Raw genomic sequence first — 13,061 nt, 5'->3', positions numbered from 1 at the left:
CTCTCGAAACAAATGCAGTGGACCTAGAAGAGTTGGTGGTGATTCTTTCTTCTTGGCCCACTTTTTTCTTGCTCAGAATGCTAGGTTTTGAGGGGAGTTAGCTAGCTGAATTGAGGTCATTTGTGATATAATAATTTAGACTATGTAAAAATAGAACTAAGGAGAAATGATGAAAATTTCTGAAGAAGAAGTGCGCCATGTAGCCACTCTATCAAAATTAACATTTTCTGATCAAGAAACCAGTGAATTTGCCACTACTTTGACAAAAATTGTTGAAATGGTTGAATTACTAAATGAGGTTGATACAGAAGGTGTTGCTATTACAAGTACAATGGCTGACCGTAAAAATGTGATGCGTCAAGATGTCGCACAAGAAGGAACTGACCGTAACTTGTTATTTAAAAATGTCCCTCAACATGAGAATAACTATATTAAAGTACCTGCCATTCTAGAAGATGGAGGAGATGCCTAATGTCTTTAAATACAAAAAATCTATCTGAACTTCATGAAATGTTGGTGGCTAAAGAAATTTCGGCTAAAGAATTAACTGTTTCAACGATTGAAGATATCAAAAAACGTGAGGAAAGTATTGGCTCTTTCATTACCGTTGCTGAAGAAGCAGCTTTAGCCCAAGCACAAGCTATTGATGACAAAGGGATTGATAAAAATAATATACTTTCAGGTATCCCACTCGCTGTTAAAGATAATATCTCAACTAAAGGCATCTTAACAACTGCAGCATCAAAAATGCTTTACAATTATGAGCCGATTTTTAACGCGACAGCCATTGAAAATGCCCTTAACAAGGATATGATTGTCATTGGGAAAACCAACATGGACGAATTTGCCATGGGTGGCTCTACTGAGACTTCCTATTTCAAAAAAACCAAAAATGCTTGGGATCAAACTAAGGTTCCAGGTGGTTCTTCAGGAGGTTCAGCTACAGCCGTTGCTTCAGGTCAAGTTCGCTTATCACTTGGTTCTGATACAGGTGGGTCTATTCGCCAACCAGCAGCTTTTAATGGGGTTGTCGGTATGAAACCAACTTATGGTACAGTATCTCGATATGGTCTGATTGCTTTTGGTTCTTCACTAGACCAAATTGGACCATTTTCACAAACTGTTTCTGAAAATGCTCATTTATTAAATGCCATTGCTAGTCCTGATGCTAAAGATTCAACGTCAGCACCGGTTCGAGTGGCAGACTATACTAGCAAAATAGGTCAAGACATCAAAGGTATGAAAATTGCCCTTCCAAAAGAATATCTTGGTGAAGGAATCGACCCACAAATCAAAGAAAATGTTTTAGCTGCTGCTAAACAATTCGAAAAATTAGGTGCAATTGTAGAAGAAGTTAGTCTTCCTCATAGTAAATATGGTGTGGCTGTTTACTATATTATTGCCTCATCAGAAGCCTCTTCAAACTTGCAACGTTTTGATGGTATCCGCTATGGTTTCCGTGCTGAAAATGCAACAAGTCTTGAAGATATTTATGTCCAAACCCGCAGTCAAGGCTTTGGTGATGAAGTCAAACGCCGGATTATGCTTGGGACCTTTAGTTTATCCTCTGGTTACTATGATGCTTACTTCAAGAAAGCAGGTAAAGTACGTACCTTAATCATTGAAGATTTTGCTAAAGTTTTTGCTAACTATGACTTAATCATTGGCCCAACGACACCGTCAGTTGCCTTTGGTTTAGATACCCTCAACCATGATCCAGTATCCATGTATCTTGCTGACCTATTGACTATTCCAGTCAACTTAGCAGGACTTCCTGGAATCTCTATTCCTTCAGGTTTTGCTGATGGCTTACCAGTTGGCTTACAATTGATTGGACCAAAATACAGTGAAGAAACCATTTACCAGGCCGCCGCTGCTTTTGAAGCGACAACAGATTATCATAAACAACAACCGCTTATTTTTGGAGGTGACAAGTAATGAATTTTGAAACAATTATTGGACTCGAAGTTCACGTTGAACTTAACACCAAATCCAAAATTTTCTCACCCTCATCAGCCCATTTTGGTCAAGATGCTAACGCAAACACCAATGTTATTGACTGGTCGTTCCCAGGAGTTTTACCAGTCATTAACAAAGGTGTAATTGATGCGGGAATCAAAGCTTCGCTGGCCCTCAATATGGATATCCATAAAAATATGCATTTTGACCGTAAGAATTATTTCTATCCTGATAATCCCAAAGCCTACCAAATTTCCCAATTTGATGAGCCAATCGGATATGATGGTTGGATTATGATTAAACTGGAAGATGGCACTGAGAAAAAAATCAGAATTGAACGAGCTCACTTAGAAGAAGATGCTGGTAAAAATACCCATGGTACAGATGGCTATTCTTATGTCGATCTTAATCGTCAAGGTGTCCCCTTAATTGAGATTGTTTCAGAAGCTGACATGCGTTCACCTGAGGAAGCTTATGCCTATCTAATAGCTCTTAAAGAAATTATCCAATACACAGGAATTTCAGACGTCAAAATGGAAGAAGGATCGATGCGGGTTGATGCCAACATTTCCCTTCGTCCTTATGGTCAAGAAGCTTTTGGAACAAAAACAGAATTAAAAAACCTCAATTCTTTCTCAAATGTTCGTAAAGGTCTTGAACATGAAGTGGAACGTCAGGCTAAAATTCTTCGTTCAGGAGGAATTATCCGTCAAGAAACACGCCGTTATGATGAGGCCAACAAAGGAACCATTTTAATGCGGGTTAAAGAAGGAGCAGCAGACTACCGTTACTTCCCAGAACCAGATCTTCCCTTGTATGAAATTGATGATGCTTGGATTGAAGAAATGCGCTCTGAATTACCAAAATTCCCAGCAGAACGCCGAGCAGAATACATTTCTCAGTTAGGTCTTTCTGACTATGATGCCAGTCAATTAACAGCAACTAAAGCCTTATCAGACTTCTTCGACAAGGCAGTAGCGCTTGGAGGAGATGCGAAATTAGTCTCTAACTGGTTACAAGGAGAAGTGGCACAATTCCTCAATTCAGAAAATCAACGGATTGATACTATTTCTCTAACGCCAGAAAATCTAGTGGAAATGATTCAATTAATTGCGGATGGCACTATTTCTTCTAAAATTGCTAAAAAAGTTTTTGTTCACTTAGCTAAAAATGGTGGCTCTGCCCGTGAATATGTGGAAAAAGCAGGCTTAGTTCAAATCTCTGATCCAAATGTCTTGATTCCAATTATTCACCAAGTCTTTGCTGATAATGAAGCTGCAGTAGCCGACTTTAAATCAGGCAAACGGAATGCAGACAAAGCCTTTACAGGATTCTTGATGAAAGCAACCAAAGGCCAAGCCAACCCACAAGTGGCTCAACAACTCTTAGCTCAAGAATTACAAAAATTATTAGACTAAAAAAGAAAGCTCAAGGCTTTCTTTTTTGGATAACTTTAATAAAGTGTTCGTGTTTTGTTGTTAAATTCAATAAAAATATTGAAAATATAGCAAAAAATAATATAATAAAAGAACAATAAAAGAAAAATTGGAGAAAATCATGGAAAAGATTTATAGCGGAAAAACCAAAGATGTCTTTGCGATTGATGAGCAAAATGTTCTTTTACACTTTAAAGATGATGTAACCGGTAAAGACGGCGTCTTTGATCCAGGTGAAAATCAAGTTGGCCTACAAATTGAAGGAGCAGGTCGTTCAGCAGTCTCAATGACTAAATTCTTCTACGAAAAACTTAATGCTCTAGGATTAAATACCCATTTTGTTTCAGCTGACATAGATAAAAATGAAGCCATTGTTCGTAAGGCTAAGGTTTTTGGCAAAGGGCTTGAGGTTATCGTCCGTTACCGTGCAGTTGGCTCATTCATCCGTCGCTACGGCGACTATATTGAAGAAGGAACAGTCATTCCTCCATATGTCGAAGTTACCTTGAAGGACGATAAACGTAATGATCCACTGATCACGGCTGACGCATTAGACACCTTGAATATCTTAAGTCTAGCTCAATATGATGAATTAGCTAACCTTGCCCGCCAAATTGGTCAGGTTGTTAAAGATGAACTTGCCAAAAAAGATTTAGAGTTATATGATATTAAATTTGAATTTGGTGATATTGACGGCAAAGTAACCTTAATTGACGAAATATCTGGTGGTAATATGCGTGCCTATAAAAATGGCCAATACATCCAACCGCTTGAATTAGAAAAATTATTATTAGGGTAAAGCAAATAAAAAATGATTCTGATACTTCCTTGCGGTTGCAATCATCCGTCTAACAATTGAGATGGCATCAGAATCATTTTTTTGTGTCAAAAAATATGAAAACCCTCTCAAAAAATCTATCAATCTTTTCTTAACTATGTTACACTATGATTAGTTTTTTAAAAGAAGGGAATTTCATGTCCAAAAAATGGAGTGGAAGTATTATGGTTTTATCAGCAGCCACAGCCTGGGGGATTTCAGGTGTGTCTGGTCAATATTTAATGAGCCATGGTATTCATGTTGATTTATTAACCTCATTACGTTTATTGCTCTCAGGGCTTTTTTTGTGTGGACTGGCTTTGGTGACTCAAAAAGAACATTTTAAAGTTATTATCAAACAACCCAAGCTTTTGCTTGCTATTTTGTTTTTTGCCATCTTTGGTTTATTAATGAACCAATATGCATATCTCAATGCTGTCCAATATACCAATGCCGGGACAGCCACAGTCCTTCAATTTCTATCACCTATTTTTATTTTGCTTTATGTCTCCTTGGCGGAAAAACGCAAACCCTCTGTTACAGAATGTGTTGCTATGGTTCTAGCCATCTTAGGAACACTGGTTATTGCGACTCATGGCAACTTGTCTCAATTAGCTATCACGCCTAAAGGTTTATTCTGGGGCCTCTTATCAGCAGTAACCGCTGCGCTTTATATCATCATCCCGGCTCGTCTGATTGAAAAATGGGGTAGCCTGGTCATTATTGGCCTAGGCATGCTTTTTGCAGGTAGCTTTTTCCCGTTTGTAACACTAGCATGGCAGCACCCCTTACCATTAGAAGGTCACAATATATTAGCCCTCTTTGGATTAATTGGGGTCGGAACTATCTTTGCTTACACGATTTTCCTCAAAGGCACAGCCTTGGTCGGACCTGTTAATGGGAGCTTACTATCGTCAGTGGAGCCAGTTGCCTCAGTAGCCTTTGCTATTCTCCTCCTAAAAGAAGTCTTTTATCCCATTGACCTCTTGGGGATGACCTTGATTTTAGCTTCTGTCTTACTGATTTCATATCGGGATTGGATCATCATGCACAATGTTAAAAGAATTGATGAAGGTGATAAATTGTCAATATAAAACAATAAACTTTGCTTTTTATAACTTTGTGTCATAATATGAAGAACAGAGAAGGAGTTCGTTATGATTGGATCATTAATTGTTGGCGCTATCATTGGGATGATCGCCGGTAGAATCACAGAAAAGGGTGGCAAAATGGGTTGTTTTGCTAATATTGCAGCCGGTTTATTTGGTTCCTATGTAGGGCAATTGATTTTTGGGAATTGGGGACCGCGTTTAGCTGGTATGGCTCTAGTTCCATCTATTATCGGGGCTTCATTAGTCGTTGTCGTCGTTTCCTATTTAGTAGACAAAAAATAAAAAGTCCAAATCAATTGAAGACACCCCAGTAGTTAGACAGAAATGATATGTACCTAGAATCTTGGACACATATTTATAAATTAGGCGGAACCCCTGGATGTTATCTTGTATTGTACAGGTGACATCCGTTTTGTTTCTACCTGAAATGAAGCGATGGATCATAGTTAGAAAAATGAATGACTAATATCATTTCTTTTTTATTTTGAATTGTACTTTCTACTTGAAAAGAAGAGGAGTTGGGAATATGATTAGACAAAAGAGGTATTCGTATGGATATTTTCATGGTCGTTCTATGTATTCTAATGGTTATTGTCATTCCTAATTGGATTTGGTATAAAGTTTACAAATATCATAAAAAAGAAATTGATGCATTTATCAAAGAAGATATTGCCAAAGACGAGGAGTCTGCTCTTTTTCATCGAACCTTAAAATAGAAAATTTTTAGACAAAAAAGAACCCTAGCGCGCTAGGGTTCTTCATGTTAATTAACCAATTTTAGTGATGTTAGTTGCTTGAAGACCACGTTGACCTTGTTCAACATCAAATTCAACTTTTTGATTTTCGTCTAGAGTTTTGAATCCATCAGTTTGGATAGCTGAGAAATGTGCGAATACATCAGCACCATCTTCTTGAGTGATAAAGCCGAAGCCTTTTTCTGCGTTAAACCATTTTACTGTTCCTTGAGCCATTTTGAGTTACCTCTATTATTATTATTTGTAAAAAAAATCTTAAAGAGATAAAACATAGTAAAAACTGATACTTTGACTCGAAAAACTTATTTACACTCTTTAGTCTAACAGTAAAGATGGCAGAAGTCAATGATAAAAGACAAATAAATGAAATAAATATTTAAGCAAAAGAATATACTAACCTTATTCACTGACATACCAGGCTTTTGGAGGATTTTGCTATTTTAGAGTTTTTTGTACATTCGCTCACTCAAGGTAAAGAAACGGCCCAAGATGTGGTTATGGTCTACTATTAAATTATAGAGTTGGTCTTGACTTAAAATGCCACTTTTAATCTTGTCGTGATCTTCTTCAAATAAGTCAAACCATTTAGTACTGCCATGGAATTGACGTAAGTCAAGATAGTCTTGATAAGCATTTTCGAAGGCATCTAAATCATCATCTATTTTTTCTAAAATTGGATGTAAGTAATCGTAAGCTTTTTCTAAATTCTCAATCAGCTCTCTGTCGTCTTTTGTCATCTTTCTTCATCCTCTCTAGGCGAAACTTTGCAAATATTATTTGTCTTATTATCTCTACTATCAAAGAAAGAGTGGAGGTAATCGAAAAGACACCCTTTATCTTAGAAAAGAGTGTCTTTTTTATGAGCAACTATAAAATTGTCTTATCTTTTTAATCTGTTGCCTCTCTCTTATTATAGGTTAGGATTATTGAAAGAGCTTGTCAGTTTGGTAACAAATAAGGCCAACTTTGAGATAGTTGACATCAATTTGTAACTAACTAGTGCTAACTCTTGATGTGTCTAGTATAATGCCTACAATTGTGGTAAAATGTAACAAATAAAAGGAGGTGCTTTCATGAAAGCAATCATTACAGTTGTTGGTAAGGATAATAAAGGAATTGTCGCTGGAGTTTCTGGCAAGATTGCCAATTTAGGGTTAAATATCGATGATATTTCGCAAACGGTTCTTAGCGATTATTTCACCATGATGGCTCTTGTATCAAGTGAAGAGAAAAAAGACTTTAGTCAATTACGGGAAGAATTCACTGCTTTTGGTGAAAGCCTTCAAGTTAAAATTAATATTCAAAGTACGGCTATCTTTGATGCTATGCACAATTTATAAGGAGATTGCAGGTCATGGACATTAGACAAGTTTCTGAAACAATTGAAATGATTGAAGAGCAACATTTCGATATCCGTACTATTACAATGGGGATTTCTCTCTTAGACTGTATCGATCCAGACATTGATAAGGCAGCAGAGAAAATTTATCAAAAAATCGTCTCTAAAGCTGGTAACCTTGTTGAAGTTGGTGATGAGATTGCGGCCGAGTTGGGAATTCCAATTGTTAATAAACGGGTTTCTGTCACTCCAATCGCTCTAATTGGTGCAGCGACAGATGCTAAGGATTACCTTCCTTTAGCAAAAGCTTTGGATAAGGCTGCCCATGAAATTGGTGTCGATTTTATTGGTGGTTTTTCAGCTTTAGTTCAGAAGGGCTACCAAAAGGGTGATGAAATCCTCATTAATTCTATTCCAAAAGCACTAGCTGAGACCGACAAGGTCTGTGCTTCCGTTAATATTGGTTCAACCAAGTCAGGCATTAACATGTCTGCGGTCGCTGATATGGGCCGTATCATAAAAGAAACAGCTCAGGAATCTGATTTAGGGGCTGCTAAGCTTGTTGTTTTTGCAAATGCGGTTGAAGATAATCCTTTTATGGCCGGCGCCTTTCACGGGGTTGGTGAAGCAGATACGGTCATCAACGTGGGTGTTTCTGGTCCTGGTGTTGTGAAACGTGCTTTAGAAAAAGTGCGCGGTGAGAGCTTTGATGTTTTGGCTGAAACGGTTAAGAAAACGGCCTTTAAAATTACGCGGATTGGTCAACTAGTTGGTCAGATGTCTAGCGAACGTCTTGGTGTTAAATTCGGGATTGTTGATTTATCACTTGCCCCAACACCTGCTGTTGGCGATTCAGTTGCCCGTGTTTTAGAAGAAATGGGTCTAGAAGCTGTCGGTACACATGGGACAACGGCTGCCCTTGCTCTTTTGAATGATGCTGTTAAAAAAGGTGGCGTTATGGCCTGCAACCAAGTTGGTGGTTTATCTGGTGCTTTTATCCCTGTTTCTGAAGATGAAGGAATGATTGCGGCCGTTCAAAGTGGTGCTCTTAGTTTAGAAAAATTAGAAGCGATGACGGCCATTTGTTCTGTCGGGTTGGATATGATTGCCATCCCTGAGGATACTCCTTATCAAACGATTGCTGCTATGATTGCAGATGAGGCGGCTATTGGTGTTATCAATCAAAAGACAACTGCTGTTCGCATTATTCCAAAAGGTAAAGTCGGAGAAATGATTGAGTTTGGCGGCCTTTTAGGAACTGCACCGGTAATGGCAGTTAATCAGAATTCTTCAGTTGATTTTATTGCGCGTGGCGGTCAGATTCCGGCTCCTATCCATAGCTTTAAAAATTAGTTAGCCGCTATTGAGACTGTCAGAGGTTCCAGTTTTTCCTTGAGCAATTTTTCTAATTATGCTATTATTTAGAAAAATAAGAAGGAGGCTTTATCATGACAGAAGAAAAATTTGATCCAAAGTTTGAAGAAGTTAAAGGCAGTGCTAAAGAGGCTGCTGGGAAAGTCCTCGGCGATAAAAAATTAGAAGTTGAAGGTTTGGTTGAAAAAGAAATCGGAAAAATCAAACAAGAAGATGATAAATAATTTATAATAGGAAAGTGACATCACATTGTGGTGTCTTTTTTTGCATGATAGCCTTAGACTGGATAAGTGTAAGTAGCGTGTGGCTTTCCTTGTCTCTTAAGCTAAAATCATGCTATAATCTTATTATGTAGAGATTATGGAGGTTTACAATGACTAAAACCAGATTATATATTGCTCGCCATGGAAAAACTATGTTTAATACAATTGGTCGTGCTCAGGGCTGGAGCGATACTCCTTTAACCAAAAAAGGTGAGGAGGGTATTCGTGAATTAGGTTTAGGGTTAAAAGATGCGGGCATTCCTTTTAAAGCGGCTTTTTCAAGTGATTCAGGACGTACCATGCAAACCATGGAAATTATTCTCCGTGAGTCGGAAAATGAGTTTCTCCCATATACTAGAGATAAAAGAATTCGTGAATGGTGCTTTGGCAGTTTAGATGGTGCCTATGACGCGGAGCTTTTTATGGGTGTGTTACCGAGAACAAAAGCCTTTGAAGGTAAAAATAACATGCGTGAAGTTCCTTATTCAGAGTTAGCTGAAAGTATTGTAGAAGTTGATACAGCTAACTGGGCTGAACCTTGGGATGTTCTTAAAAAGAGAATATATGATGGTTTTGAAGCCATTGCTTTATCCATTGAAAATTCTGGCGGAGGTAACGCCATCGTTGTTAGTCATGGGATGACAATTGGTACTTTTATGTATCTTATTGATTCTAATCGTGAAAAACAATTTATTGATAACGGTAGTGTTACGGTTGTTGATTTTGAGGAGGGTAAGTTCCAAATTAAGGCCGTAGGTGATATGAGTTACCGTTATCGTGGTCAAGAAATAATAGAAAAAATGTCTCATGAAAAATAATAAAGTTTTACTCATTTTGTTACAGCTTTTTGCCTTAGTATTATTTGCTTTCTGCCTCTATGTTTTTATTACAGGTGATCGTAATATCATTAATCCAAAACAGGCAGTGGCTAGTCAATCTGTAATCAAGAAAAAATCCAAATCCACTAGTAAAACAGCTAGTAGTTTACCGAAACTTTCTACTAAAGATTGGCAATTGGTTTTAGTTAATCGTGATCATCCAAAGGATGAAATGAATCCAGAGCTTGCGGATATCAATGGTATTTATGTTGATACTCGGATTGCGGATGCGGCGACTAATTTTTTAGCGGCAGCTCAGGCTATCGACCCGCAAGAACACCTAATCTCGGGTTATCGTAGTGTTGAGTATCAAGCTCAGCTATATCAAGGATATGTCGAACAAGAAATGGCCAATGACCCTAGTTTAACGCAAGAAGCTGCTGAAAAACTTGTCCAAACCTATTCACAGCCTGCAGGCTCTAGTGAGCATCAGACTGGTTTAGCGATTGATATGAGTACAGTTGATTTACTCAATCAGAGTGATCCTGCTGTGGTTAAGCAAATCGTAGATATAGCTCCAGAGTATGGTTTCGTTCTTCGTTTTAAGGAAGATAAGAAAGGTAGTACTGGTGTCGGTTACGAGGATTGGCATTACCGTTATGTCGGAAAAAAAGCAGCTGTCTATATGACTAAACATAATCTTTCGTTGGAAGAGTTCATTAAAGCTTTAAAGGAGTCAGAATGAGAGTTCGATTGAAATTACCCCTATTCCTAGGATTGGTCTTCTTGTTCTTGTTCGGACTTGTTTTTCCGCTTATCAAAAATGCCCACTCAAATCAGGCTTATGAAAAAGTGGCAGTTCCATACTCAGACAAAGGCTTTATCGCCCAAATTGGACCGGTGGTTAAGCCATACGCTGATACATATGGGATTCGTCCATCAGTGATTATTGGTCAGATTCTATTGGAAAGTCAAAGTGGACAAACTTTACTGGCTTCACGTTATCACAATTTATTCGCTATGCAAGCGCAACCTGGTCAAGCTTCTGTTCAACTAATCAGTTCTCGTCCAGCTGTTCAAAATCCAGAAAAGTCCTTGTTACGTTTTTCCCGCTACAAGGACTGGGAAGCTTCAATTGCTGACTATTTCGTAACGCTGAGAAAAGGGCAAGTATGGGATAAGCAACTCTACCGTCAACTGGCCAGTCAAGAAGGTTATAAAGCACCTGCACAAGCTTTAGAGGATTATATTTATGCTTATGATAAAGATTATTCTAATAAACTTATCAAGGTGATTGAAGATAATAATTTAACGCGATTTGATTAAAATTAGCACTCTTTTGACAAGAGTGCTAATTTTTTGAGTTTTTCTCTTGACACTTATTTTAGAAGGAGTATAATGGAAATATAAGTTAGCAGTCTAATTGTTCGAGTGCTAAATACCGAAAGGGGTGATTGGTTAGTGATTACTGAGCGTCAAAATGAAATTTTGAACTTGATTGTCGACTTGTTTACGCAAACCCATGAACCCGTCGGTTCAAAAGCATTGCAATCTACTATTGAAACAAGTAGTGCGACGATTCGCAATGAAATGGCTAAACTTGAAAAATTAGGGCTCTTAGAAAAAGCTCATACGTCAAGTGGACGGATGCCAAGTCCAGCTGGCTTTAAATATTTTGTTGAGCATTCCTTAAGTTTAGATAGTATCGATGAACGAGATGTCTATCAATTAGTGAAAGCATTTGATTTTGAAGCATTCAAATTGGAAGACATTCTTGCCAAAGCTAGTCAAGTCTTGGCTGATATTACTGGTTTTACAGTTGCGATTCTCGATGTTGAACCTGCTCGACAAAAGTTAACAGGTTTTGAGATTGTGCAATTGTCCAATCATGATGCTTTAGCTGTACTTAATTTAGATGAGTCTAAACCCATGACAGTTCAATTTGCCATTCCCAAAAATTTTTTAAGCAGAGATCTTCTCCGTTTAAAAGAAGTTGTTGATGAACGCCTAGTGGGACGAGAGTTGATTGATGTTCATTATAAGTTGAGGACAGAAATTCCACAGGTCTTGCAAAAATACTTTACGGTCACTGACAACGTTATCGATTTATTTGACTATATCTTTAAAGAATTATTTAAAGAAACAGTTTTCGTGGCAGGTAAGGTGAATGCTTTAGATTATGCAGAGTTAAAGACCTATCAATTTTTAGATGATGAACAAGGTCTAGCTTTGACCATTCGTCAAGGGATGGCTGAAAACGAAATGGCTACTGTTCAAGTGGCTGATAGCAGTGAACCAGCTCTTGCTGATTTGAGTCTTCTGACTTATAAATTCCTGATTCCTTATCGTGGATTTGGTTTAATGAGTTTGATTGGACCGATCGATATGAATTATCGCCGGAATGTCAGCTTGATAAATGTGATTGGCCGTATTTTAGCGGTTAAATTAAGAGATTACTATCGTTATTTAAATAGTAATCATTACGAAGTGCATTAGAAATAGAGAAAGAGGTTGAACAAGTGTCTACAAATCATGAAGAAGATATTCAAAAAGAAGAAGTGGAAGATGCTAATCTAGCATCAGAAGCTGAAATGACTGAAGACAATTCGGTTGAAACCGAAACAAAAGAAGCTGAGAAAACAGAGCTTGAATTAGCCCTTGAGAAGGCTGATGAATTTGAGAATAAGTTCCTTAGAGCGCACGCGGAAATGCAAAATATCCAACGCCGTTCAAATGAGGAACGTCAAACCTTACAACGTTACCGTTCACAAGATTTGGCTAAAAAAATTCTACCAAGCTTGGATAACTTAGAGCGTGCCCTTGCTGTTGAAGGTCTCACCGATGATGTTAAAAAAGGTTTAGAGATGGTTCAAGAAAGTCTTGTTAATGCTTTGAAAGAAGAAGGCATTGAAGAAGTTGCGACTGAAACTTTTGACCATAATTTGCATATGGCTGTGCAAACATTGCCAGCTGATGATGACCATCCTGCTGATACAATTGCAGAAGTTTTCCAAAAAGGCTATAAGCTACATGAGAGACTTTTGAGGCCAGCAATGGTTGTTGTTTATAACTAATTTTGGTGACTGCGCAGCGATTGCGAAGGCACTGAGCTCAAAAAAAAAAACAAAACTTCGACCGCCAAGTCGTTAAACTAGACTAGTATAAGAAAAATATAAAAGAGGTATGAC

17 protein-coding genes are annotated in these 13,061 nt (G+C 37.8%); 15 read left to right on the top strand and 2 right to left on the bottom strand.

The window, feature by feature from the left end; genetic code table 11:
- The first annotated feature begins 169 nt into the window (after nt 1-169).
- The 7 genes from gatC (at nt 170) to A9Q68_RS10775 (ending at nt 6,040) form a co-directional block, all read left to right on the top strand.
- Entirely contained in the window at nt 170-472 is a 303-nt protein-coding gene (gene gatC / locus A9Q68_RS06380) for an Asp-tRNA(Asn)/Glu-tRNA(Gln) amidotransferase subunit GatC (protein WP_071793855.1), read from the top strand.
- Nucleotides 472-1,938: an Asp-tRNA(Asn)/Glu-tRNA(Gln) amidotransferase subunit GatA gene (gene gatA / locus A9Q68_RS06375; protein WP_071793854.1), complete on the top strand. Its 1,467-nt coding sequence runs from the start codon at nt 472-474 to the stop codon at nt 1,936-1,938. The genes gatC and gatA overlap by 1 nt, the downstream gene beginning before the upstream one ends.
- Entirely contained in the window at nt 1,938-3,377 is a 1,440-nt protein-coding gene (gene gatB, locus A9Q68_RS06370) for an Asp-tRNA(Asn)/Glu-tRNA(Gln) amidotransferase subunit GatB (RefSeq protein ID WP_071793853.1), read from the top strand. The genes gatA and gatB overlap by 1 nt, the downstream gene beginning before the upstream one ends.
- 139 nt (nt 3,378-3,516) lie before the next feature.
- Nucleotides 3,517-4,194, top strand: a complete 678-nt coding sequence (locus A9Q68_RS06365; RefSeq protein ID WP_071793852.1) for a phosphoribosylaminoimidazolesuccinocarboxamide synthase — start codon at nt 3,517-3,519, stop codon at nt 4,192-4,194.
- Nucleotides 4,195-4,370: 176 nt separating this feature from the next.
- Nucleotides 4,371-5,306, top strand: coding sequence for a DMT family transporter (locus tag A9Q68_RS06360; protein ID WP_071793851.1), 936 nt, complete (start codon nt 4,371-4,373; stop codon nt 5,304-5,306).
- Between the two features lie 63 nt (nt 5,307-5,369).
- Nucleotides 5,370-5,606, top strand: a complete 237-nt coding sequence (locus A9Q68_RS06355; protein WP_071793850.1) for a GlsB/YeaQ/YmgE family stress response membrane protein — start codon at nt 5,370-5,372, stop codon at nt 5,604-5,606.
- 269 nt (nt 5,607-5,875) lie between these two features.
- Nucleotides 5,876-6,040 carry a hypothetical protein gene (locus tag A9Q68_RS10775; protein ID WP_165605227.1) on the top strand — a complete coding sequence of 55 codons (165 nt, stop codon included), beginning with the start codon at nt 5,876-5,878 and terminating at the stop codon, nt 6,038-6,040.
- A 51-nt stretch (nt 6,041-6,091) separates the two neighbouring features.
- Here the strand turns inward: A9Q68_RS10775 and A9Q68_RS06350 are convergent, their stop codons facing one another.
- Together A9Q68_RS06350 and A9Q68_RS06345 are read right to left on the bottom strand one after the other, a co-directional pair.
- Entirely contained in the window at nt 6,092-6,295 is a 204-nt protein-coding gene (locus A9Q68_RS06350) for a cold-shock protein (protein WP_071793849.1), read from the bottom strand.
- Between the two features lie 224 nt (nt 6,296-6,519).
- The gene (locus A9Q68_RS06345) at nt 6,520-6,816 is read right to left on the bottom strand and encodes a DUF4298 domain-containing protein (RefSeq protein ID WP_071793848.1); all 297 of its coding nucleotides are present in this window, start codon (nt 6,814-6,816) and stop codon (nt 6,520-6,522) included.
- 336 nt (nt 6,817-7,152) lie between these two features.
- On the opposite strand from A9Q68_RS06345, the gene A9Q68_RS06340 reads away from it, so the two are divergent.
- From A9Q68_RS06340 to grpE, 8 genes are all read left to right on the top strand, one after another.
- A complete protein-coding gene (locus A9Q68_RS06340) occupies nt 7,153-7,419 on the top strand; it encodes an ACT domain-containing protein (RefSeq protein WP_071793847.1) in 267 nt (88 codons plus the stop codon).
- Between the two features lie 14 nt (nt 7,420-7,433).
- Nucleotides 7,434-8,771, top strand: coding sequence for a PFL family protein (locus A9Q68_RS06335; RefSeq protein ID WP_071793846.1), 1,338 nt, complete (start codon nt 7,434-7,436; stop codon nt 8,769-8,771).
- Nucleotides 8,772-8,866: 95 nt separating this feature from the next.
- Nucleotides 8,867-9,016: a CsbD family protein gene (locus tag A9Q68_RS06330; protein WP_071793845.1), complete on the top strand. Its 150-nt coding sequence runs from the start codon at nt 8,867-8,869 to the stop codon at nt 9,014-9,016.
- A 149-nt stretch (nt 9,017-9,165) separates the two neighbouring features.
- The gene (locus A9Q68_RS06325; protein ID WP_071793844.1) at nt 9,166-9,873 is read left to right on the top strand and encodes a histidine phosphatase family protein; all 708 of its coding nucleotides are present in this window, start codon (nt 9,166-9,168) and stop codon (nt 9,871-9,873) included.
- Entirely contained in the window at nt 9,863-10,618 is a 756-nt protein-coding gene (locus tag A9Q68_RS06320; RefSeq protein ID WP_071793843.1) for a M15 family metallopeptidase, read from the top strand. Before A9Q68_RS06325 ends, A9Q68_RS06320 begins: the two co-directional genes overlap by 11 nt.
- Complete coding sequence (locus tag A9Q68_RS06315; protein ID WP_071793842.1) at nt 10,615-11,199, top strand: glucosaminidase domain-containing protein; 585 nt, start codon at nt 10,615-10,617, stop codon at nt 11,197-11,199. Before A9Q68_RS06320 ends, A9Q68_RS06315 begins: the two co-directional genes overlap by 4 nt.
- 135 nt (nt 11,200-11,334) lie before the next feature.
- Nucleotides 11,335-12,369, top strand: coding sequence for a heat-inducible transcriptional repressor HrcA (hrcA, locus tag A9Q68_RS06310; RefSeq protein ID WP_071793841.1), 1,035 nt, complete (start codon nt 11,335-11,337; stop codon nt 12,367-12,369).
- A 23-nt stretch (nt 12,370-12,392) separates the two neighbouring features.
- Nucleotides 12,393-12,947 (top strand): nucleotide exchange factor GrpE, encoded by a 555-nt coding sequence (gene grpE / locus A9Q68_RS06305; RefSeq protein WP_071793840.1) that lies wholly within the window; start codon nt 12,393-12,395, stop codon nt 12,945-12,947.
- Nucleotides 12,948-13,061: the final 114 nt, after the last annotated feature.

This window comes from Streptococcus bovimastitidis (assembly GCF_001885095.1).
Taxonomy (GTDB): Bacteria; Bacillota; Bacilli; order Lactobacillales; family Streptococcaceae; genus Streptococcus; species Streptococcus bovimastitidis.
This window is presented reverse-complemented; position numbering and strand designations above follow the sequence as displayed.